General features: G+C 58.3%; 17 protein-coding genes. 9 read left to right on the top strand and 8 right to left on the bottom strand.

Translation table 11 applies throughout. The features are described from left to right. Window positions 1-197 precede the first annotated feature (197 nt). Window positions 198-1814: an L-aspartate oxidase gene (gene nadB, locus PMI23_RS03115; protein WP_007911416.1), complete on the top strand. Its 1617-nt coding sequence runs from the start codon at window positions 198-200 to the stop codon at window positions 1812-1814. On the opposite strand, the gene PMI23_RS03110 is transcribed toward nadB, so the two are convergent. Together PMI23_RS03110 and PMI23_RS03105 are read right to left on the bottom strand one after the other, a co-directional pair. After that, window positions 1783-2235, bottom strand: a complete 453-nt coding sequence (locus PMI23_RS03110) for a protein YgfX (protein WP_042704883.1) — start codon at window positions 2233-2235, stop codon at window positions 1783-1785. The two genes, nadB and PMI23_RS03110, sit on opposite strands and share 32 nt — an antisense overlap. Continuing rightward, the gene (locus PMI23_RS03105) at window positions 2219-2473 is read right to left on the bottom strand and encodes an FAD assembly factor SdhE (protein ID WP_007911418.1); all 255 of its coding nucleotides are present in this window, start codon (window positions 2471-2473) and stop codon (window positions 2219-2221) included. Before PMI23_RS03105 ends, PMI23_RS03110 begins: the two co-directional genes overlap by 17 nt. A 150-nt stretch (window positions 2474-2623) precedes the next feature. Between PMI23_RS03105 and ygfZ the strand changes: the two genes are divergently transcribed. Next, on the top strand, window positions 2624-3565 hold the full coding sequence (ygfZ, locus tag PMI23_RS03100) for a CAF17-like 4Fe-4S cluster assembly/insertion protein YgfZ (RefSeq protein ID WP_007911419.1): 942 nt from the start codon (window positions 2624-2626) through the stop codon (window positions 3563-3565). Window positions 3566-3600: 35 nt separating this feature from the next. Next, window positions 3601-4422: an HDOD domain-containing protein gene (locus tag PMI23_RS03095; protein WP_007911420.1), complete on the top strand. Its 822-nt coding sequence runs from the start codon at window positions 3601-3603 to the stop codon at window positions 4420-4422. Window positions 4423-4528: 106 nt separating this feature from the next. Here PMI23_RS03095 and PMI23_RS03090 read toward each other — a convergent pair whose 3' ends face one another. Continuing rightward, a complete protein-coding gene (locus PMI23_RS03090; RefSeq protein ID WP_007911421.1) occupies window positions 4529-5914 on the bottom strand; it encodes a sensor histidine kinase in 1386 nt (461 codons plus the stop codon). Next, the gene (locus PMI23_RS03085; RefSeq protein WP_007911422.1) at window positions 5907-6578 is read right to left on the bottom strand and encodes a response regulator; all 672 of its coding nucleotides are present in this window, start codon (window positions 6576-6578) and stop codon (window positions 5907-5909) included. Before PMI23_RS03085 ends, PMI23_RS03090 begins: the two co-directional genes overlap by 8 nt. Window positions 6579-6814: 236 nt before the next feature. On the opposite strand from PMI23_RS03085, the gene PMI23_RS03080 reads away from it, so the two are divergent. The 5 genes from PMI23_RS03080 to PMI23_RS03060 are packed head-to-tail and all read left to right on the top strand — an operon-like array spanning window position 6815 to window position 12196. Further along, complete coding sequence (locus PMI23_RS03080; RefSeq protein ID WP_007911430.1) at window positions 6815-8107, top strand: OprD family porin; 1293 nt, start codon at window positions 6815-6817, stop codon at window positions 8105-8107. A gap of 53 nt (window positions 8108-8160) precedes the next feature. Beyond that, entirely contained in the window at window positions 8161-9138 is a 978-nt protein-coding gene (locus PMI23_RS03075) for a Bug family tripartite tricarboxylate transporter substrate binding protein (RefSeq protein ID WP_007911432.1), read from the top strand. 56 nt (window positions 9139-9194) lie between these two features. After that, entirely contained in the window at window positions 9195-9653 is a 459-nt protein-coding gene (locus PMI23_RS03070; protein WP_007911434.1) for a tripartite tricarboxylate transporter TctB family protein, read from the top strand. Window position 9654: 1 nt separating this feature from the next. Continuing rightward, window positions 9655-11169: a tripartite tricarboxylate transporter permease gene (locus PMI23_RS03065; protein ID WP_007911435.1), complete on the top strand. Its 1515-nt coding sequence runs from the start codon at window positions 9655-9657 to the stop codon at window positions 11167-11169. Beyond that, window positions 11162-12196, top strand: coding sequence for an AbrB family transcriptional regulator (locus PMI23_RS03060; protein WP_007911438.1), 1035 nt, complete (start codon window positions 11162-11164; stop codon window positions 12194-12196). The genes PMI23_RS03065 and PMI23_RS03060 overlap by 8 nt, the downstream gene beginning before the upstream one ends. A gap of 85 nt (window positions 12197-12281) precedes the next feature. Here the strand turns inward: PMI23_RS03060 and ung are convergent, their stop codons facing one another. Then, window positions 12282-12974: a uracil-DNA glycosylase gene (gene ung / locus PMI23_RS03055; RefSeq protein WP_007911441.1), complete on the bottom strand. Its 693-nt coding sequence runs from the start codon at window positions 12972-12974 to the stop codon at window positions 12282-12284. Window positions 12975-13106: 132 nt separating this feature from the next. Here ung and PMI23_RS03050 point away from each other — a divergent pair, with 132 nt between their 5' ends. Next, window positions 13107-14219 (top strand): enoyl-CoA hydratase/isomerase family protein, encoded by a 1113-nt coding sequence (locus PMI23_RS03050; protein ID WP_007911443.1) that lies wholly within the window; start codon window positions 13107-13109, stop codon window positions 14217-14219. 68 nt (window positions 14220-14287) lie between these two features. Here PMI23_RS03050 and PMI23_RS30145 read toward each other — a convergent pair whose 3' ends face one another. Genes PMI23_RS30145 through PMI23_RS03035 form a run of 3 tightly spaced genes read right to left on the bottom strand, consistent with a single transcriptional unit; the run spans window position 14288 to window position 21934 of the window. Beyond that, entirely contained in the window at window positions 14288-19831 is a 5544-nt protein-coding gene (locus PMI23_RS30145) for a calcium-binding protein (protein ID WP_007911445.1), read from the bottom strand. 2 nt (window positions 19832-19833) lie between these two features. Then, window positions 19834-20688, bottom strand: a complete 855-nt coding sequence (locus tag PMI23_RS03040) for a hypothetical protein (RefSeq protein ID WP_007911447.1) — start codon at window positions 20686-20688, stop codon at window positions 19834-19836. Between the two features lies 1 nt (window position 20689). After that, on the bottom strand, window positions 20690-21934 hold the full coding sequence (locus PMI23_RS03035) for a glycosyltransferase family 4 protein (RefSeq protein WP_007911448.1): 1245 nt from the start codon (window positions 21932-21934) through the stop codon (window positions 20690-20692). Between the last annotated feature and the right edge of the window lie 377 nt (window positions 21935-22311).

Below are 22311 nucleotides of genomic sequence, written 5' to 3'. Positions count from 1 at the left end.
TTCCCCCAAACAGGGAAAAAAAACTTCCGACGAAGCACACCTTTTTCCCGTCACAGTAGTTTCACAATGCCATATCGGCCCGGCTATTGTGCCGTCCCCCCCCTCTATATACTAGTGGGCTGTGTGGCTGTCTTGACTCGCCGATCCAGCGGTCTTGCACCACCCCCGACCCGGGTCGCTTTGAGCGGAATCCTGTAATGAGCCAACAATTCCAACACGATGTTCTGGTCATAGGCAGCGGTGCTGCCGGTTTGAGTCTCGCGCTGACCCTGCCAGGTCATTTGCGCATTGCCGTATTGAGCAAAGGCGATCTCGCCAACGGTTCAACTTTCTGGGCCCAGGGTGGCGTCGCCGCCGTGCTCGATGACACTGATACTGTCGAATCCCATGTAGACGACACCCTGAACGCCGGCGGCGGGCTGTGCCATGAAGACGCCGTGCGCTTCACTGTGGAGCACAGCCGCGAAGCCATCCAGTGGCTGATCGATCAAGGCGTCCCCTTCACCCGCGACGATCAGTCAGGTACTGAAGACGGCGGGTTCGAGTTCCATTTGACCCGAGAGGGCGGCCACAGCCATCGGCGCATCATCCACGCCGCTGATGCTACCGGCGCGGCCATTTTCAAAACCTTGCTGGCCCAGGCCAAAGAGCGTTCGAACATCGAGCTCCTGGAGCAGCGGGTTGCTGTCGATCTGATCACCGAACGACGTTTGGGCATGGACGGCGAGCGCTGCCTCGGCGCCTACGTACTCAATCGAAAAACCGGCGAAGTCGACACCTACGGTGCACGCTTCGTGATTCTGGCCTCCGGCGGTGCCGCCAAGGTCTACCTCTATACCAGCAACCCCGACGGCGCTTGCGGTGATGGCATCGCCATGGCCTGGCGTTCGGGTTGCCGGGTGGCGAACCTGGAATTCAACCAGTTCCACCCGACCTGCCTGTATCACCCGCAGGCCAAGAGTTTTCTGATCACCGAAGCCCTGCGTGGCGAAGGCGCGCATTTGAAGTTGCCCAATGGCGAACGCTTCATGTCTCGCTTCGACAAACGCGCCGAACTGGCACCGCGCGACATCGTCGCCCGGGCCATCGACCACGAAATGAAGCGCCTGGGTGTCGACTGCGTCTATCTCGACATCAGCCACAAGCCCGAAGACTTCATCAAGACGCACTTCCCCACTGTTTATGAGCGCTGCCTCGGATTTGGCATCGACATCACCAAACAACCAATTCCCGTCGTACCGGCGGCGCACTACACCTGCGGTGGCGTGATGGTCGATCAACATGGCCGCACCGACGTGCCGGGCCTGTACGCGATCGGCGAAACCAGTTTCACCGGCCTGCACGGCGCCAACCGAATGGCCAGTAATTCGCTGCTGGAATGTTTCGTCTATGCCCGTTCGGCAGCAGCCGACATTCTCGCGCAACTGGACGATATCACCGCGCCAAACGCCCTGCCCGTCTGGGACGCCAGCCAGGTCACCGACTCGGACGAGGATGTGATCATCGCGCACAACTGGGATGAGCTGCGGCGGTTCATGTGGGACTACGTCGGTATCGTGCGCACCAACAAGCGCCTGCAACGGGCGCAACACCGTGTGCGCCTGCTGCTGGACGAGATCGACGAGTTCTATAGCAACTATAAGGTCAGCCGCGATCTGATCGAGTTGCGCAATCTGGCGCAAGTCGCCGAACTGATGATCTGCTCAGCCATGGAACGCAAGGAGAGTCGCGGCCTGCATTACACCCTCGACTATCCTGATCTGCTGCCCGAGGCACTCGACACTATTCTGGTGCCGCCCACCTACGCCGGCTGAACTTGAGCCGTACTCGCAGGCGTCGGTGCAGATCCGCCGCCTGCGAGTCCCGGGGCACACAGATCGATCTGACCCGCCACTCGCCGCGCAGGCGAAAACGCAGAACCACGATCAATGGCAGCGCGAGGCTGTCCTGGCGCAACTGCACCGACTGCCAACCATCAGCCTGATTCCACAACTGCCAGCCATCGACGTCCCGGCGCAATCCGCGAAAAGCCCGACGGTGATTCAGCAGAATCTGCCGAGGCAACACCCAGACGCCATGAAGCAGGCAGGCGAAAGCCCCGAGCAGACTGGCCCAGAGTGGAATAGAAAGCAGAAACAACGCACCCAGTGCGAACGCCTGGGCCAACAGATACGCCGCCAGCAACTGCCGTGAGGCATGCCAGCGGCATTCGAACGTGTTACTTGGGCTGAACACGGTCCAGAATCATGCGAACCATGCGCTGCAGTTCCGGATCTTCGGACTCGCTGCGCTCCATGAACCAGCCGAACATGTCCTGATCCTCGCACGTCAGCAGACGCACATACAGATCGCGATCCACCTGGTTCAACGTCGCGTAAACCTCCTGCACGAACGGCACCAGCAACACGTCAAGCTCAAGCATGCCGCGACGGCTGTGCCAAAACAGGCGATTCAGTTCAACTTGTTCGACCATGGGGCCCTCCTCAAATTTGGCGGCAAGTATACAGCCCCGAGACGGGTCGCACAGTCGGCTTTGGTCGGGCACCACCGATCCTTTATCAACTACCCATTTCACCGACGCGCCCTTATGATGTGCCCCAGTCTATTTACCCTGCGATGACCCATGGCCGATTCTGCTTTTTTCTGCACCCTGTCTCATGAAGGCGTTCTCGCGGTTCGCGGCGCGGATGCCGGAAAATTCCTGCAAGGCCAGTTGACCTGCAACCTCAATTACCTCAGCGACACGCGTGCCAGCCTCGGCGCCCGTTGCACACAGAAAGGCCGGATGCAGTCGAGTTTCCGCATTTTGCTCGAAGGTGACGGCGTGGTTATGGCGATGGCCAGCGAGCTGCTGGAGCCGCAACTGGCGGACCTGAAAAAGTACGCAGTGTTCTCCAAATCGAAACTGACCGACGAAAGTGCCGCTTGGGTGCGTTTTGGCCTGAGGTCGGGCGACGCCGCACTGAGCAGCCTCGGCCTGAATTTGCCAGACGAAACCGACAGCGTTGTGCGTAACGAAGGCCTGATCGCGATTCGCGTCTCGCCCGATCGAGCCGAACTCTGGGCACCGGCCGATCAGGCTGACGCGATCAAAACCAAATTGTCCGCTGCCCTGCCTGAGGCTGAGCTCAATCAATGGCTGCTGGGCCAGATCCGCGCCGGTATCGGCCAGGTCATGCCGAGCACCCGCGAACTGTTTATCCCGCAGATGCTCAACCTGCAAGCCGTCGGCGGCGTGAGTTTCAAGAAAGGCTGCTACACCGGCCAGGAAATCGTTGCGCGCATGCAGTACCTGGGCAAACTCAAGCGTCGTCTGTATCGCCTGAGCCTGGACGCTGCTGATTTGCCGGAGCCTGGCACACAACTGTTTGCGCCGAGCCACAACAGCTCCATCGGCGAAGTGGTGCTGGCCGCCAAGGCCGGGCAAAACATTGAACTCCTGGCGGTGCTGCAGGCCGAAGCTGCCGAAGCCGGTGATTTGCATCTGGGCACCCTCGAAGGTCCCGCGCTGCATCTGCTCGACCTGCCTTACGAACTGGATCGCGACCGCGAAATCCAGCGCTGATCGCAGCATTTGTTGCAACACCCTAGAGAGTTTAAATGAGCGAACTGGCGGAAAAAGTCCAACAGGATTTGGTTGAGGCCATCGATAACGATGACCTGGTTCTGCCCACGTTGCCGGAAGTGGCCCTGCAGATTCGCAAGGCCGCTGAAGACCCGGAAATCAGCGTCAGCGACCTGAGCAAAGTCATCGGCCGGGACACGGCGCTGTCAGCGCGCCTGATCAAAGTGGTCAACAGCCCGCTGCTGCGCGCCGCACAGGAAGTCACCGACCTGCACACCGCCATCACCCGGCTGGGCATCAACTACAGCAGCAACCTGGCGATCGGCCTGGTGATGGAGCAGATCTTCCACGCCCGCTCCGAAGTGGTCGAGCAGAAGATGCGCGAAGTCTGGCGCAAGAGCCTGGAAATTGCCGGGGTCAGTTACGCGTTGTGCCGCCGCTACACACAACTCAAACCCGATCAGGCAGCGCTCGGCGGGCTGGTGCATCAGATCGGCGTGTTGCCGATTCTGACTTACGCCGAAGATCACTATGAGCTGCTGTCGGATCCGGTCAGCCTCAACCATGTGATCGATCACATTCATCCGTTGCTGGGCGACAAGCTCCTGCGGGTCTGGGAGTTTCCGGAACGTCTGGTGGAGTTGCCGGGGCGCTATCAGGACTTCAAGCGCGATTCGACGGCCATCGATTACGTCGATCTGGTGCAAGTGGCGAGCCTGTATTGCCACAAGGACACTGATCATCCGTTTGCGCGGATTGATCCAATGACAGTTCCGGCGTTCAGGAAGCTTGGGATCGACCAGGAGAACAAGGAACTGTGCGCGGATCTGGAAGAGTCGCGGACGATGTTTTACTGATCCGAGACCGAGGCGCGCCCTTCGTGAGCAGGCTCGCTCCCACAGGAAAATGCATTCCAGAGTGGGAGCGAGCCTGCTCGCGAAGGGGCCAGCAAAACCACCACAATCACCCGGCTATAAAACTGACCCGCACCTTCAACCCCGCCTGCTCGCCATCATGCAAGCTGATCTGGGCCAGATGCGCTCGACAGATCTCACCGACGATTGCCAGCCCCAGCCCTGAGCCCGCCACCTGCTGATTACGTCGGTAGAACCGCTCGAACACGCGATCGCGATCCTCCAGCGGAATACCCGGCCCGTCATCTTCAACCTCAAGTACCGCCGGCGCGGTCACCCGTAGAATCACGTTGCCGCCCGGTGGGGTGTGCGCCAAGGCGTTGTCCACCAGATTGCTCAGCAGCTCATTCAGCAGGGTCGGCTCACCGCGCAGCCAGACCGGTTCGTCCGCCTCCAGCGCCAGCGCCACCCCGCGTTTGTGCGCCAGCGGTGCCATGGCCATGCCCAGTTCCCGGGCCAACTGACTCAGATCGAGCAACTGCGCGCCGCCCTCGGCAATCGCTCGGGCGCCGTTTTCTACGCGTGCCAGCGACAGCAACTGATTGGCCAGATGAGTCAGGCGATCAGTGCTTTGTGCCGAAGACTCCAGCGTCGAACGCCAGACCTCGGCATCGTTGGAGCGCAGGCCCAACTCAAGCCGCGCCTTCAGCGCTGCCAAAGGCGTACGCAACTCATGGGCCGCATCGGCGATGAACTGCGCCTGCCGTTCAAACTGCCCACGCAGGCGCTCGGTGAAATGGTTAAGTCCACGCACCAGCGGCCATAGTTCATGCTGCACTTCGACCAATGGCAACGGACGCAAGTCGTCGGGCTGACGCTCTTCCACCGCCGTGCGCAGGCGCTCCAATGGGCGCAGTGCCGCACTGACCGCGAACCAGACCAACAACAACGCACCGATCGCCAACATACCCAGGCGCAGCAAAGTATCAGCCGCCAGACTGCGCGCCATACTCACCCGTGCCTCATCGGTTTCGGCGACGCGGATTTCCGCCATGCCGTTCATGTTCGGTTCGGTCACTGCTTTAAGCAGGCTGACCACGCGCACGTTTTGCCCTTTGTAGGTGGCGTTGTAGAAACGCGCCAACGCGGGATAACTGTCGGTGCGTGGTGTCCCCGGTGGCGGCCCGGGCAGGTTTTCGTAGCCGGAAATCAGCTTCTGATGGATGTCATTGACCTGATAGTAAATCCGCCCGGCGCTGTCATAAGCGAAAGTGTCGAGTGCCACGTAAGGCACATCGGCGCTCAATGTGCCGTCACGTTGCGACAGGCCTGCGGCGATGGTTCGCGCCGAGGCCAGCAGCGTGCGGTCGTAGGCGGTGTCGGCGGCTTCGCGACCATTCCAGTAGGCACTCAAGCCGCTGGCGAGCATCAGCACCACCAGCAGCAATGCAAGGTTCCACAGCAAGCGCCAGCGCAGGCTGCTGGGCTTATGCATCGCGGCTTTCCAGTAGATACCCCAGACCACGGAACGTCACGATCGCCACCGGTTGGCCGTCAAGTTTCTTGCGCAAGCGGTGCACGTAGATTTCGATGGCATCGGGGCTGGCCTCTTCGTCGAGACCGAACACCTGGGAGGCCAGTTGCTCCTTGCTCATCACCCGCCCCGGCCGGGCAATCAGCGCTTCCAGCACCGCTTGCTCGCGGGACGTCAACGTCAGCAATTCTTCGCCAAGGGTGAAACGTCGGGTGTCGAGGTCGTAGGCCAGCACGCCACAGCGCTGCTGGCGTTCGCCACCGAGCACACTGCGACGCAGCAAGGCTTTGACCCGCGCTTCCAGTTCGGTCAGTTCGAACGGTTTGGCGAGGTAATCGTCGGCGCCCAGATTGAGGCCGTGGACGCGATCCTTCACATCGCTACGCGCCGTCAGCATCAACACCGGCAGATTTTTTCCACGTGCGCGCAACCGCGCGAGGACCTCGAAACCGTCCATGCGTGGCAGGCCGACATCGAGGATCGCCACGGCATATTCCTCACTGCCCAGCGCTAGATCGGCGGCCACGCCATCGTGCAACACATCCACGGTCAGACCGGTGCTCTTGAGCGCCTGCGCAACGCTTTCGGCCAATTGCAGATGGTCTTCGACGAGCAGAACACGCATGGATTTTTACCTCATTGAGTGATGGCCAACGCCACGCTTTGCCGCGGAGTTTACAGCCGCAACCGCCGCTGTGAAGCCCGAAAACCTTGAAAGTCTGCTGAAAGGTTAGCGAAAGGTTAGCTGGTTAGAGTCGGCCCACGGACAGTTCCGACTGCCGTCGCTGATGCCACACAGCGCAACGAAAAACGCCTCGAAGCGTTTTCGACCAATAAGAACAATAAACGGAGTACACCCGCATGCCGTCCATGCAGCCTCAGGCGTCCACGCCTGTTCGCCCTTCCCGTTTCAGCCACACCGCCCTCGTCAGTGCCGCCGCTCTTGCCGGTTTTTCGCCGTTGAGTTTTGCCGACTTCATTGAAGACAGCAGCGCCACCTTCGAAACCCGCAACATGTATTTCAACCGCGACTTTCGCGATGGCACCAGTGCCCAGCAGTCCAAGCGTGACGAATGGGCTCAAGGCTTCATGCTCAATCTGCAATCGGGATACACCGATGGCACCGTCGGGTTCGGTGTCGATGCGTTAGGCATGCTTGGGGTCAAACTTGATTCGAGTCCGGACCGCACCGGCACCGGCCTGCTGCCGACCCACGATGATGGGCGCGCGGCTGACGAATACTCGAAAGTCGGCCTGACCGGCAAAGTGAAAATCTCTGCCACCGAACTTAAAATCGGCAGCCTGATTCCTGAATTGCCGATCCTCAAACCGAACGATGGGCGCATTCTGCCGCAGACCTTTGAAGGCGGTTTACTGACCTCCAAAGAGATCAAGAACCTGACGTTCACCGGTGGCCGTCTGGAGAAAGCCAAGGATCGCGACAGCACCGATTTCGAGGACATCGCCCTCAATAACAAGAACAGCCGTTTTGCTGGCACCGCTGCCGGCAAGCATTTCGATTTTGGCGGCGTGGATTACAAGTTCACCGACAAGATCACCGGCAGTTACCACTTCGCTCAACTCGACGAAGTCTATAACCAGCACTTCTTCGGCCTGGTCGCCTCGCGGCCGATGGGCCCGGGCACGTTTGCCACTGACCTGCGTTTCGCCGTCAGCGATGACCAAGGCGCAGCCCGTGGCGGCGAGATCGACAACCGCTCGCTCAACGGCCTGGTCAGCTATGCGCTGAGCGGCCACAAGTTCAGCGCCGGTTATCAGCACATGTCCGGCGACAGCGCCTTCCCGTATGTCGATGGCAGCGACCCGTATCTGGTCAACTTCGTGCAGATCAACGATTTCGCCGGCGCAGAAGAACGCTCCTGGCAGGCTCGCTACGACTTTGACTTCGCCAAGCTCGGCATTCCAGGCCTGAGCTTCATGAGCCGCTACTTGAGCGGTGACAACATCAAGCTCAAGAACGGCGAAGAAGGCAAAGAGTGGGAACGCAACACCGAGATCAAATATGTAGTACAAAGCGGCGCCTTGAAGGATGTCGCCGTGCGTTTGCGTAATGCCACTTACCGCTCCAACTACTCGGCTCGCGATGCAGACGAAGTGCGTTTGCTGGTGAGCTACAGCGTTGCGTTGTGGTAATGGCCGGCTGAAGAAAAACACGTCGAATAACAACAATGCCCGTGGAGAATCGAATGAACCTGTCACTGCGTAAAGTTGCACTGGCCGCCAGTTGCATCCTGTTTGCCGGCCAACTGATGGCTGAACCGAAACGTCCGGAATGTATCGCCCCGGCCTCCCCCGGCGGTGGTTTCGACCTGACCTGCAAACTGGTGCAGAGCGCACTGGTCAACGAAAAACTGCTGACCAAACCGATGCGCGTCACCTACATGCCCGGCGGTGTCGGCGCGGTGGCGTACAACGCCGTGGTCGCTCAGCGCCCTGCCGATGCCGGCACGCTGGTGGCGTGGTCGAGCGGTTCGTTGCTGAACCTGGCCCAAGGCAAGTTCGGGCGTTTCGATGAAACCAACGTGCGCTGGCTGGCAGCGGTTGGCACCAGCTACGGCGCCATCGCGGTGAAAAGCGATTCGCCCTACAAGACCCTCGACGATCTCGTTCAGGCTCTGAAGAAAGATCCAAGCTCGGTGGTGATCGGTTCCGGCGGCACCGTCGGCAGCCAGGACTGGATGCAAACCGCCCTGATCGCCAAGGCTGCCGGGATCAACCCGCGTGACCTGCGTTACGTCGCCCTCGAAGGTGGCGGCGAAATCGCCACCGCCCTGCTCGGTGGCCACATCCAGGTCGGCAGTACCGACATCTCCGACTCCATGCCGCACATCCAGAGCGGTGACATGCGTCTGCTCGCAGTGTTCGCCGACAAGCGTCTCGACGAGCCGGAAATGAAAGACATCCCGACCGCGCGCGAGCAAGGCTACGACATCGTCTGGCCGGTGGTGCGCGGCTTCTACCTGGGGCCAAAAGTCAGCGACGAAGATTACGCCTGGTGGAAAGACTCGTTCGACAAACTGCTGGCCTCGCCGGAATTCGCCAAGCTGCGCGATCAGCGTGAACTGTTCCCGTTCGCCATGACTGGCCCGGAACTGGACACCTACGTGAAGAAGCAGGTCGCGGACTACAAAGTGCTGGCCAAAGAGTTCGGCCTGATCCAGTGATCGTCCCTGTCTAGCGGCTGCGTTCCCGCTGACGGGGACGCAGCACAGGAGCTCCCATGCTTATTCAACGCATTTTCGCCTCCGTGTTGTTGCTGGTTTGCGCCGGCCTGGCACTGATGGCGTGGCCGTACCAAGCGGCTTTTTCCTACGAACCGGTGGGCCCGCGCGCCTTCCCTCTGCTGATGCTCGGCCTGATGGGCGCGGCGCTGCTGTACATGGTGTTCCGCCCGGCGCCGATCAAACACAGTGAAGACGAGCCGCCACTGGATCGCGAAACCCTGACCAAGATCGCCATTTGCGTCGCACTGCTGCTGGTGTTCGCCGGCCTCTTCGAACCGCTGGGTTTCATCCTCAGCAGCATCCTCATCGGCATTCCGATGGCGCGCCTGTATGGCGGTCGCTGGATGCCGAGCATCGTGGTGACGACGCTGATGGCCATCGGTCTGTACCTGCTGTTCGACCGTGTGATGGACGTTCCGCTGCCCCTTGGCCTGCTCGACGTGCTGGAGAACTGATATGGATACCCTCGGTTATTTGGGTCAAGGCTTCGGCGTTGCGCTGAGCCCTTACAACCTGGTCACGGCCCTGACTGGCACACTGATCGGCACTGTCGTCGGCCTGCTGCCGGGCCTCGGTCCGATCAACGGCGTGGCACTGCTGATTCCGATTGCCTTCGCCCTCGGCCTGCCGCCGGAGTCGGCGTTGATCCTGCTCGCGGCGGTATATCTGGGCTGCGAATACGGCGGGCGGATCAGCTCGATTCTGCTGAACATTCCGGGCGAAGCGTCGACCGTGATGACCACCCTCGACGGCTACCCGATGGCCCGCAAAGGTCTGGCCGGTGTAGCGCTGTCGCTGTCGGCGTGGAGTTCGTTTATCGGCGCGTTTATCGCCACCTGCGGCATGGTGTTGTTCGCGCCGCTGCTGGCGAAATGGGCGATTGCCTTTGGGCCGGCGGAATACTTCGTGCTGATGGTGTTTGCGATTGTCTGTCTCGGCGGCATGGCCGGTGATCGACCGTTGAAAACCTTTATCGCGGCGTTGATCGGCCTGTTCCTGTCGAGCGTCGGCATCGACGCCAACAGCGGCGTTTACCGCTTTACCGGTGACAACATTCACCTGACTGACGGCATTCAATTCGTCGTGCTGGTGTTGGGCCTGTTCTCGGTCAGTGAAATTCTGTTGCTGCTGGAGAAAACCCATCGCGGCCAGGAAGCAGTGAAAGCTACCGGCCGGATGATGTTCAACTTCAAGGAAGCGTCTTCGGTGTTCGTGGTGAACATCCGTTGCGGCCTGCTCGGTTTCATCATGGGCGTATTGCCGGGTGCCGGCGCGACGCTGGCCAGTGCCGTGGCCTACATGACCGAAAAACGCATCGCCGGCGCCAGCGGTAAATTCGGTCAGGGTGATGCCCGTGGCCTCGCCGCGCCGGAAACCGCCATTGGCGCGTCGGCCTGCGGTGCGCTGGTGCCAATGCTGACGCTGGGCGTGCCAGGTTCGGGCACCACGGCGGTGATGATCGGCGCGCTGTCGCTGTACAACATCACCCCGGGCCCGCTGCTGTTCCAGCAACAACCGGACATCGTCTGGGGCCTGATCGCCTCGTTGTTCATCGCCAACATCATGCTGGTGATCCTCAACATTCCGATGATCCGCATCTTCACCCGCATCCTCGCGGTGCCGAACTGGGCACTGGTGCCGGTGATCGCGATCATTACCGGGATCGGCGTCTACGCGGTGCACGCCACCACGTTCGACCTGTTCCTGATGGTCGGCATCGGTATCTTCGGCTACATCCTGCGCAAACTCGACTTCCCGTTGTCGCCAGTGCTGCTGGGCTTCATCCTCGGTGGTCTGATGGAGCAGAACCTGCGTCGTGCACTGTCGATTTCCAACGGCGCGCTGGAAATCCTCTGGTCGAGCCCGATCACTTTCGGTGTCTGGGTGCTGACCGCGATCATGCTGCTGATGCCGCTGCTGCGCATCTGGCGCAAACGTTCGGTCGCGCGTCGCGCCATCGCCGATGTTTGATCGCGCCTCACTGAAATCCTGGTGGGGAACCCCGCTGGTCGGTCTGCTCGGCGGTTATCTCGCCAGTCAGATCGGCTGGCCACTGCCGTGGATGGTCGGCTCGTTGCTGGCGATCATCCTCGTGCGCTGCCTGACCCCGTGGCAACTCACGGAAATCCCTGGCGGCCGCAAGTGCGGCCAGTGGATTGTCGGCATTGGCATCGGCCTGCACTTCACCCCGGTGGTGATGGAACAGGTGCTCAGTCATTTCGGATTGATCTTCTTCGGCGCGCTGGTCACCAGCCTGTCGGCGGTGGTCGGTGTGTGGTTGATGCGCCGTACTGGCGAGGATCGCGCCACGGCGTTTTTTTCCAGCATGCCGGGGGGTTCCGGGGAGATGGTCAACCTCGGCGCGCGCAATGGCGCGCTGCTCAGTCATGTTGCGGCGGGGCAGAGTTTGCGCGTGCTGGTGGTGGTGCTGTGCGTGCCGGCGGCGTTCAAGTATTTGCTTGGCGATGGCACACCGATTTCTCATGCCGGCAGCGTCGATTGGCGCTGGCTGGCGTTTCTGTTTCCGGCGGGTGGTTTGCTTGCGTGGCTCTGGCAGCGTTTGCGTCAACCCAATCCGTGGTTGTTCGGGCCGTTGCTGGTGAGTGCGGCGGTGAGCATTGGCTGGGATCTGCACATTGGCTTGCCCAATGGCGGCAGTCAGATTGGCCAGTGGTTGATTGGCAGCGGTTTGGGTTGCCACTTCAATCGGCAGTTTTTCCGTCGCGCGCCATCCTTTATGGGGCGGACGTTGATTGGCACGGCGTTGACCATGTTGATCGCCTCACTGGCGGCGTTGGGCTTGAGCGCGCTCACTCATCTGGATCTGCGTTCACTGACGCTGGGCATGATGCCTGGCGGCATCGCCGAAATGAGCCTGACGGCGGAGACGCTGCAACTGTCTGTGCCGCTGGTGACAGCGATGCAGGTGATGCGGTTGCTGTTTGTGCTGTTTCTGGCGGAGCCATTGTTCAAATACTGGAATCGTAATCCCGAGTAAGACCGAGTTGCCCCCATCGCGAGCAGGCTCACTCCTACAGGGGAGCGCATTTCAACTGTAGGAGTGAGCCTGCTCGCGATGCTTTTTAGATCGGCGGCAAACGCCACTCGATCGGCGTCTCGCCATTCTGCTCAAGAAACTTGTTGGTGCGGCTAAAGTGCCCACAACCCAAAAACCCGCGATACGCCGACAGCGGCGACGGATGCACCGACGTCAACACCAGATGCTTGGTCGCGTCGATCAGCTTCTGCTTGCTCTGCGCATGGGCGCCCCAGAGCATGAACACCAGATGCGGCTGGCGCTCGCTGACCAGTTCAATGATCCGATCAGTAAAAAACTGCCAGCCCTTGTCCTTGTGCGCATTGGCGTTGGCGCGCTCGACAGTCATGGTCGTGTTGATCATCAGCACGCCCTGATCGGCCCAGCTCTGCAGGTAGCCGTGATTGGGAATGTCGATGTTGAGGTCGCGCTTCAACTCTTTATAGATGTTGACCAGCGACGGCGGTGCCGGCACGCCCGGTTGCACCGAGAAGCACAAACCGTGGGCCTGCCCCGGGCCGTGATACGGGTCCTGGCCGAGGATTACCACCTTCACTTTATCCAGCGGCGTCGAGTTCAAGGCATTGAAAATCATCGGCCCCGGCGGATAGATTTCCTTGCCGGCCGCCCGCTCCTGCTGCAGAAACTGGCGCAACTCTGCCATGTAAGGCTGGTCGAATTCAGCACGCAGTGCCTCCTTCCAGCTCGGTTCGAGTTTGATACGGTCGTCAGCAGTCATGGTCATACCCGGCAAAAACAATGGGGCGAACCCTAGGAAAGCCGACCACGCTTGTCAATTGATCTGATGCAGATCCGGCACTTTCCCACACAACGATCATACTGATCGTTCAAATTCCCGATCGAGGTCACGATGAATCTGCACTTCGAAGAACTCACCGGCACCGACGGCGCCCGCATCGGTATCGCCAGCCTGGATGCTGAACAATCGCTGAACGCGCTATCGCTGCCGATGATCAACGCCCTCAGCGACAAACTGAACGCCTGGGCCAAGGATCCGCAAATCGTCTGCGTGCTGCTGCGCGGCAACGGCGCCAAGGCCTTCTGCGCCGGCGGCGAGGTGCGCAGCCTGGTCGAGGCCTGTCGTGCTCACCCCGGCGAGGTACCCCCGCTGGCCGCGCAGTTTTTCAGCGCAGAATATCGTCTGGATTACAGCCTGCACACCTATCCGAAACCGCTGATCTGCTGGGGCCATGGTTACGTGCTCGGCGGCGGCATGGGCTTGCTGCAAGGCGCGAGTACGCGGATCGTCACGCCGAGCAGTCGTTTGGCCATGCCGGAAATCACCATTGGTCTGTATCCGGACGTCGGCGCCAGTTGGTTTCTCGCCCGGCTGCCGGGCAAGCTCGGCTTGTTTCTGGGCCTGACCGGTGCGCACATGAACGGCCGTGATGCGATCGATCTGGATCTGGCCGATCGCTTCCTGCTCGACGAACAACAGCCGCAACTGATCGAAGGCCTGTTGCAACTGAATTGGCAGGAACAGACCGACATGCAACTCAACAGCCTGCTCAAGGCCCTGCAGCAGGAAGCCGTGGCGCAGTTGCCCGAGGCGCAGTGGCTGCCACGGCGGCAGCAGATCGACGAACTGCTCGACGTCAGCGATGTGGCCTGCGCCTGGAAAGCCATCAGCCTGCAGCGCGACAGCAGCGATCCGTTGATTGCCCGAGCAGCGAAAACCATGAGCGAAGGCTCGCCGCTGACCGCGCATCTGGTCTGGGAACAGATCATCCGCGCCCGGCACATGTCGTTGGCCGAAGTCTTTCAGATGGAGTACACCCTGAGCCTCAATTGCTGCCGGCATCCGGAGTTCAGCGAAGGGGTTCGCGCGCGGTTGATCGACAAGGATCAAAAGCCGCACTGGCACTGGCCGGATATCAACAATGTGCCGGATGCGGTGGTTGACGCGCACTTTCACAAGGTTTGGGAGGGGCGGCATCCGTTGGCGGATTTGACGCAGTATTGAACTGACGCGATGCTCGCGATGACGACTGGATTCCCATCGCGAGCTGGCTCAATCAGTCGCCATACGACTCAGACATTCAGCTCGTAAAACTGAATGATCTCCGTCATCGCCCGCTGCGCTTCTTCGTCGCCCTTCATCAAAATGTCTTCGACATCCCTCAATGGCGGAAGAGGGTGCAGACGTTCAGCAATCTGCATCGCGCTGTAGTCTTGAGTCGCTGTTCCTTCGCTGGTTCTTATGAAGCCGATTGCGCTTTCGCCTGCGGCAAAATGATTGGAAACCCGGATTTTCGGTGCCATGCCGTAATCCACCACGATCACCAGATCATCGCGCTCACGGTGAAACTTCAAGCTGTCGATCGTCAGCCTGCGTTCGGAAAAGTCGATCCCGTCAAGGTCGGCTCCGCGATTGATGATCACGTCCCTGCCGAGGCCATCGTATCGGTAGATATCATTTCCGGCGCCGCCGGTCAGCGTGTCATTGCCCGGCCCACCCAACAGCAGATCATCACCGGGGCTGCCCGTGAGCACGTCATCCCCTTCCATGCCTCGGATTTCCCCCGCGCCGCTTATCGTGTCGTTGCCTCGACCACCGATTAACGGCAGCGCCCGTCCGTCTCGCAGAGACGTAAAACGCGTTGAATTGTTAACGGTTACACCCGTATGAAAAGTCTCGGGCGCAGGGCCCAGCTGACTTGACTCCAAGAGTTGCTTCAAACTCACGACCGACCCATCGGCGAAATTCAAGAGCTCAATCCCGGCCCCCTCAAGTTCACCGTTGAGGGGCAGGACGATGCGAACTTTCTGTATCCCACCCCAATTGATATCGAGTGTCGGATGGAGCATTTTCGCTCTTGGCGGATTGCGGTGTGCCCCGCGACCAGGGTTGGGTTCCAGCTCGACATGTGTGGTTTCTATCAGCGCAGCACCCCAGCTCAATTGCAGTGCATTGCGCTGCGCATCTGCTGGAAGGACGACCGTGTCCTGATCGATCAATCCGTACTTGTCTTTCCACCCCGCTGCGCCAACTTCTGCTCGGTGGAAAACAGGGTTCGGCACATCCGCAATCGTGGTAGTTGCTCCGGCGTGCGCTTGCACGATGTAGGTGTCGGCACCGTCTTCACCGTAAAGCCAATCATCCCCTGCCCCGCTGACCAGATAGTCGGCGCCCTCGGAGCCCAGCAAGGTATCGTCACCTGCACCTGCGGATAAAAACGCGCCCGGTGCTCTGTCGCCGACAGTGCCGTAGTCAAGTGGGGAGCCTGCATAAGCGACAATCAGATCGTCTCCCGCGCCGCCGTGGAAAACGTTTTCCACTTCGACGTTGACTCGCCCGCCGGCATCGTCGCCAGAGACGATTTTGCGTTTGATCGTTTCAGTTGTGACATCCCAGCGAAACGCCTTGGGCACCGTTTCCCCCGAACCGAAGCTTGCTGCCGGATAGATGTACCAGCCCTCAAGCGCGCCGGATTCCTTACGGTCTTCAACCAATACATCTCCGGTATTGAATGAAAAGCCGTTGGCCGAGCCGGATCGATAATAGCGAGGCACCTGACTCGAAGAGGCTATCGCCCCATCGGCTTTCACCTGCTTATGTTCGACACGGGTTGTGGTTTTCGACTGCCTTTCACTGACCACGGCATGCCCTGCATCAACCTTCATCCATGGCGGCGCGTCAGACAGTGTTCCCGTTTCGACGCCGTCATCGCTCAGCTCGGTGTGAGTGATGTAACCGGTGTCGCTAGTCGTGATATGACTGCGAACCCAGACGCCTTGATCACTCAAGGTGAAACCTGTGGCGTGTTTGCGGGCGTAGCGCTTGGATTTGATTTGCGCGAGGAATTTTTCAGTCCAGTCAACGGGGTGATCAGATGCCACAGGGCGTTGCGCCGCGATGGTTACATCGTCTGGCTGAACCGGATCTTCAACTTTGCTTTGCTGGATTCCTGAGGCGGTTACAACTTCCGGTACAGGTGACTCGGGCACCTTTATCGGCGGCAATGTTTTACGCAGGACATCCTCATAATCAAGTACAACGCCATCACTGAAACTGAATGTGGAATCCTTCCACTGCTCGTGACTCTTGATGAGTATCGCGTCGCCCGCGCCGTTGGCCAGCCGCAATACCGTGCCGACGGCAACTTCAATAATGTCGGCTTTCAGACTTTGTGCGGAAAAGCCTGTGCCGAACCTGATGATGTTGCAGCCGCCGGCATCGGTAACAATATCCAGACCATCGCTAGCGCCGAAATAGTAAACATCAGCACCGTCATGGCCTTCCAGCACGTCGTTACCGGCACCGCCATCAAAAACGTTATTGCCGGAATCGCCGCGAAGGTGGTCTACGCCCTCCCCGCCCAATAACGTGTCGTTGCCACCACCGCCCAACAAGGTATCGTTGCCTGATCCACCGTCCAGATAATCTGCGCCGTGTTCGGCCTCGGCTGTCTGCTCATAGTCGCCGGATAAAATGTCATCATCAGCGCCGCCATAAAGCGTGTCGGCGCCCAAGCCGCCCAAAAGGGTATCGTTTCCTTCATCGCCTTGAAGGTAATCATTGTTGATTCCACCTGACTGCAGGTTGGACACATCGCCATCCATCGCGTCAGCTCCTGCCCCACCGATCAGGGTATCGGAGCCACCCATTCCCTGAAGTGTGTCATCGCCCGCTCCACCATCAAGTAAATCATTGCCGTGATAACGAACCGGATGCTCAGCATAATCCCCGGCCAGCGCGTCGTTACCTTCACCTCCGAGCAGCAGATCATCCGCCCCACCGCCCCAGAGCTTGTCGTCTCCTGCACCACCGTCCAGCAGGTCATTTCCAAAAAAGTGGGCGGCGTCCCCTGCAACGCCGTTCAGTACATCGTCATCCCCCTTGAGAGTGTCATTGCCTGAGCCACCATAAATCGCATCGGCTCCACCGTTACCAGTGAGCCAATCATCGCCACTGCCACCGTCCAATACATCGTTGCCATGGTGTTTGCTTTGCAGGCCACCGCCCCAGTCGAGGTTATCGCCCATCATTGTGTCGTTACCGCTTCCTCCGGCCAGCGTGTCATTTCCACCATCCCCCGAAAGAAGATCATCTTCAGTTCCGCCATCAAGCAGGTCCTCGCCCCATCCACCATTGAGAACATCACGACCGCCCTGGCCGTAGAGAACATCGTTATCACCCTGCGTCGAACTGTTAAAGGAGGCCTTTGAAAAGACAGTTCGGTGACTGGTGACACCACCATCTATAAGAACGTCGACGCGTTTGAATCCCCATTTCTGCTCCAGCGCGCCGGTCGTTTCATCGCCTGATAAAATGTCATCCCCCGCACCTCCAATCAGCGTATCCCGATCGTTACCGCCCAGAAGCACGTCCTGGGATGCCGTACCGATGAGCAAATCGTGGCCGGCGCCTCCATCAAGCCAATCACCTCGAGCTGTTTTCCCTTTGACGTCGCCAGCGGCCATGGCTTTTTCGAGCGTCGTCTGTTTATCCCCAAACAATTGATCGTTTCCATCCTTGCCGAACAATCGATCAGAACCGCCAAGTCCGAGAATGACGTCGTCCTTGGCAGAGCCGTTAAGCACATCGGCCTTGTTTCTCTGTTTTACGTTGGCCAATAGCAAGGCGTTGCCCAGCTCATCGTATGAGAACTGATCACCGGGAACATTGGGGTCGATATCCTTCGCTTTCCAGTCGCCCTGGAGAACCAGATCGGGAGCAGAGACCGTATGGCCTTGGTATTCAGGAAGTCGGATGCCAAGCAGCCCGGAGCGGAAGTTCTTGATAACGACGAGATCGTTCAGGCCATATTTGATGTTGAGCGTGGGTTCAGTGAGTTCTTCGATGAGGGTCAGGGTGATGGCCTGATCCTCGGTCGACCAGATATTGCCCAAAGGGGCGCGACGTTTGAGTGAAGGAATCGGCGAGCCGTTGATCCATAGCTGCCCATTTGCGGTGGCGTCGAAGATTTCATCGATGCCATCACCGCTGGAAAACTCATAGCGGTCGCTGCCCTCGCCACCGATCAAAGAGTCGTTACCCTTTCCTCCGACCAGAACATCATCACCGGCCATTCCGTGCAGCGCATCATTGCCGTCGCCTCCGGCAAGCAAATCGTTGCCGCGTCCACCCTCAATGACATCGTGACCTGCCAGCCCGTTGATCGTGTCATTGCCCGCGCCACCATAAAGATGATCAGTGTTCGCACCGCCCGCGAAAGACCGCGCGCCGTCATCACCGAACATGACCAGCGAGTTCAACACACCCGTGGTCATCGGCACCTGTTTGGCTGAGGCGAGATCGGAGTAGGAAAACTTCTGCAGCGAGTGTTCTCCAAACGAGCGCTGAGTTCGGGCAATCAAACGGGCCAACATCTGCGCACGATCGGTGAGCCATTGCGCGGTAATGAAACCTTCGCCAGTCAGCGGATCGTAGAGCTCCAGTCCGCGTCCGGGGTAACCGTCAGCTCGCTCAAGGACGATTTCACTGAGTTGCTTCAGGGAATTGCGCAGCGCCAGGCCGATGGGTGTCGACTCGCCAGCCAGTTTTGCCCATGAATTCGCGTTTCCGTATTCACCTATTGATCGGGTGACGATGCTTTGGGACTGCTCTGGTGGAAATGCCGAGAAGAATGCGTAAGCGTTGGTGGCGAAGGTTTCATCGGTGGTAGGTGGCGCTGCTGAATCGCCGTCGTAGGTGCGCTTGAACATGTCCAGAAATTCGTTCTGGCCGTAACGCAACATCAGGTCGACCACGGCGGAAACCGGCGTGCCTTTCACGACATGCTGAATCAGGGGATTGAGGCTGCCACTGGCGAGCGCGATATTGATTTGCTCCGGCACGACAGAAAGCAGACTTTGCAATGGGTTGATGCCGAAATTGCTGATCGCCGCTCGCAGGCCGACACTGTATGAATCGATGGCGAACAGAATATTTTTATAGTCATCGAGCCTGTTGGCTTGTGCCTGAATTGGTGGGCCGCCATCTTCCCGTTCCGCATCACCAGCGGAGATTAATCTCCAGGTTTCATAGGGTGGCATTCCACCCAGCAGGCTGAACCCGACTGTCCCGGACCAACCGGCGTTATGGCTCACGGCTGTATCTTTCTCTCCGCAAGCCTCACTAAACAGTGCCTTGCCGATCGCACTGGCATCAATCTCTGCAATCTGGCTGATGGACGGCACCGTCCAGGGTGCCAGTCGACCGGCGAGAGATCCGTCGATCAAGGTATTGATGAAATTGGCGGCGACCTGATTCGATGACAGTTGCATCAGCTCTTCACTGAAAATTTTATTCAATCTCAGTTCACCTTGCCGCGACGTATAACCGCGAATCAGGGCGGAGTAGGCACCGTTTCCACCGTTGGCATCAATGGCCACGGCAAGCCAGAGCCTGGCACTTTTCAGAATTTCTCCCGCTTCTTGATCGACAGCGGTAACCTCAGAAACTCTTTTGCCGATAATATCGAATAGCTTTTGATACAGGGGAGCGCAGTTAGCCCCTGTTAATTCCAGCGCAAGATATTCGACATCTTCAGAATCGAACATCAGCCCCTTGCAAATGTTTGCTGCATTTAAAATTTCTGTTTTTTCCAGATCATTAAAAACATAACTCATCGTTACTTCCTTGTAATAACAGAGCGTGAAAGATAGCCACTGAGAAATTTAAGCATTTCAGGTGATTCTCGTAATGACCATAAACCGAGACTTACCCGACCGTGCCCTCCGGAAAAGTCGAAGCTGTGCAACTCCACAGTGCAAAAAAAGTTCAAACTCCCAAAATCCAGGTTTTCCAATTCGGTTCTACTGAGCTTTGCCAATTTCTTGTCAGTCAGTTCTTCTTCAGCAGCCGGGCGAATCAAGCCGTTACAGCTTATCAATCGAGGGGTGCCATCACGCCGCGGCCAGTCAGCAATGACAAACTTTCGAACGGAAGCCTCATTCTTGAAATGCGGAGGAGGTGCATTCAGCCAAAGTTCCAGTCCAGGATAATTTTTCAACTTCACAATCAACTCATCCGGCCAGTTGATGTGGCGATAGCCCCGTTCATGAGGCTCGGTGGTTTCTTTTTTTGTATAAAGCCCGGCGTTCAGTTTATAAAGACGCCAACTTTCAGGAATCGACTTCAGGCTCTGATCCTGGTACCGGCGCAAGCCCGTCCCGGTCCACCAGAAATGCCCCTTGAGCGTATTGGCCAGACACGCTTTCTTATTCGCCAATTCAGGCATGCCCACATAAAACTCCGGGACCAGAGTCTTATCCACATAGCTGCCGCCCAGTATGGGCACCTGCTTCAGGCTCGCCAGCTTCTTTTGACAGGCCTCCTGATCCGCGTAATAGATTGCCATTGCCTCGGCGACTTCTTCTTTACGGATATAAAAATCAACCACGCAGTAACAGACATAAATAAACAAGCCGTATTTCAACAAGTTTTTAAACCATTTAACCCATTGCTTACGCGACATCCCGAGCATTTCAAAGCTCCCGGTCAAACTGAGTTTCAGGCTGTTTCTTGAGATGTCCGGACATCGCGCTTTCAAATACCTCAAAGTAGTGTTTAGTGCCGTACTCCACATCAAATCTGCTCGCCGTCAACTTCGCGGCGCTGCGCAGGCTGTCGTACTCATCAACGGAATCAAGAACCTTGGTAATACGTTTGGCGATACCGTGATGATCGAAGAAATCCACCAGCATTCCATTGTGACCATCGACGATCACCTCCCTTACCGGAGCCGTATCTGACGCTACTACCACACACCCAGCCGCCATCGCCTCCAATAACGACCACGACAAAACAAACGGATACGTCAAATAAACATGAATCTTTGAGCAGTCCAGAATCGCGCGGTAAGTCCGGTAAGGAAGCTTCCCAGTGAAATGAACGGTGGAATGATCGAAACTTACCTCTGCCTGCATCCTGCTGCGCCAATTTGCATAGCCAACCGGCTTACACCCATAACTGACGTCATCACCGCCCACTACGATTATCTGCGCATGGGGACACTCAGCCTGAATATGCGGGATCGCTCGCATAAAACTGTGAAACCCGCGATAAGGCTCAAGATTCCTCGCGACATAAGTAACGATCGGCTGCCCGGCTCTCAGCTCGACGCCATTGGGCAACCTGACGGCCCCAACTTTCGCCAAGCAAGAACTTTGAATGACGCCCTCGTGAATAACCCGAATGGCCGACTGATGAGCGGCCGGAAACAGACTGCGCTGCCACCGCGTAGGCGCAATGGCAATGTCACATTGTTCGAGATTCAAAAGATGCAGCGAATTGAGCACTCGCAGCCTTGATGACTCTCTTGTGGCTCGCGGGAATTCAGGGTCGAACCCAGAGTCCGCGCCCTGCGCTCGATAGTAATATTCGCAATAGTGAATAAGCGGCGTGTCAGGATAGACATCCTTGACGAAGAGCGTTTCCCCCCATCCGGGATGAGCAAGAATCACGTCCGGCCGATAACCCGAATGTTTCAGTCGGCTCAGAATTTGAAAAACTTTCTCTCCATCAGTCACCGCTTGTTCGTAACGGATCAGATAGGGGTGAATAGCGCCCGCTGCTCTGCTGGCGGCGCGGTATCGATATATTTTCACCTCTGCGATACCCGGCGCCGTATCCCGACCTATCGCCAAAACCTCGTGACGCCTGTCAATCGCCGCCAGCACCACGTGACGGAACTGGCCCGGAAAGTTTTGGTGAATCACAAGAAGCTTCATAGCGGCATCGTCCTTTTATTCGCCGCTAATGAACTGAGTTTTGCTCACCTCGATCGGCAGGAACAAACGCTAACAAATGCAAGGAAATGAAACTGTAGGAAGCGTCCGGGAATGCCCTAGGAGAAGGCTAATGGGACGACTTTTCGACGGGCATAAAAAAGCGGTGCGGCACCCGTTGGCGGATTTGAGGGTTTACTGAGCCTATCGCCGGATTGGACAGGAAGTCCGTTTACATCCTCTCCGGCCGCGCGACACTGGGCTCATCTGACCTGTACGCAAAGTCTCACACTTGGTTTATGGCGTTTGTTCACGGAGTGTTTTTACTCTCGTGAACGCTGGAAGCACCCCGCGTTTCCCAAGGACGACTCTTTGACTAT

This window comes from Pseudomonas sp. GM24 (assembly GCF_000282235.1).
Taxonomy (GTDB): domain Bacteria; phylum Pseudomonadota; class Gammaproteobacteria; order Pseudomonadales; family Pseudomonadaceae; genus Aquipseudomonas.
This window is presented reverse-complemented; position numbering and strand designations above follow the sequence as displayed.

Excerpts from the sequence above, each read along its gene's own strand:
- nadB (WP_007911416.1), top strand. The coding sequence starts at position 198 with ATGAGCCAACAATTCCAACACGATGTTCTGGTCATAGGCAGCGGTGCT.
- PMI23_RS03105 (WP_007911418.1), bottom strand. The coding sequence starts at position 2,473 with ATGGTCGAACAAGTTGAACTGAATCGCCTGTTTTGGCACAGCCGTCGC.
- ygfZ (WP_007911419.1), top strand. The coding sequence starts at position 2,624 with ATGGCCGATTCTGCTTTTTTCTGCACCCTGTCTCATGAAGGCGTTCTC.
- PMI23_RS03095 (WP_007911420.1), top strand. The coding sequence starts at position 3,601 with ATGAGCGAACTGGCGGAAAAAGTCCAACAGGATTTGGTTGAGGCCATC.
- PMI23_RS03090 (WP_007911421.1), bottom strand. The coding sequence starts at position 5,914 with ATGCATAAGCCCAGCAGCCTGCGCTGGCGCTTGCTGTGGAACCTTGCA.
- PMI23_RS03085 (WP_007911422.1), bottom strand. The coding sequence starts at position 6,578 with ATGCGTGTTCTGCTCGTCGAAGACCATCTGCAATTGGCCGAAAGCGTT.
- PMI23_RS03080 (WP_007911430.1), top strand. The coding sequence starts at position 6,815 with ATGCCGTCCATGCAGCCTCAGGCGTCCACGCCTGTTCGCCCTTCCCGT.
- PMI23_RS03075 (WP_007911432.1), top strand. The coding sequence starts at position 8,161 with ATGAACCTGTCACTGCGTAAAGTTGCACTGGCCGCCAGTTGCATCCTG.
- PMI23_RS03070 (WP_007911434.1), top strand. The coding sequence starts at position 9,195 with ATGCTTATTCAACGCATTTTCGCCTCCGTGTTGTTGCTGGTTTGCGCC.
- PMI23_RS03065 (WP_007911435.1), top strand. The coding sequence starts at position 9,655 with ATGGATACCCTCGGTTATTTGGGTCAAGGCTTCGGCGTTGCGCTGAGC.
- PMI23_RS03060 (WP_007911438.1), top strand. The coding sequence starts at position 11,162 with ATGTTTGATCGCGCCTCACTGAAATCCTGGTGGGGAACCCCGCTGGTC.
- ung (WP_007911441.1), bottom strand. The coding sequence starts at position 12,974 with ATGACTGCTGACGACCGTATCAAACTCGAACCGAGCTGGAAGGAGGCA.
- PMI23_RS03050 (WP_007911443.1), top strand. The coding sequence starts at position 13,107 with ATGAATCTGCACTTCGAAGAACTCACCGGCACCGACGGCGCCCGCATC.
- PMI23_RS30145 (WP_007911445.1), bottom strand. The coding sequence starts at position 19,831 with ATGAGTTATGTTTTTAATGATCTGGAAAAAACAGAAATTTTAAATGCA.
- PMI23_RS03040 (WP_007911447.1), bottom strand. The coding sequence starts at position 20,688 with ATGCTCGGGATGTCGCGTAAGCAATGGGTTAAATGGTTTAAAAACTTG.
- PMI23_RS03035 (WP_007911448.1), bottom strand. The coding sequence starts at position 21,934 with ATGAAGCTTCTTGTGATTCACCAAAACTTTCCGGGCCAGTTCCGTCAC.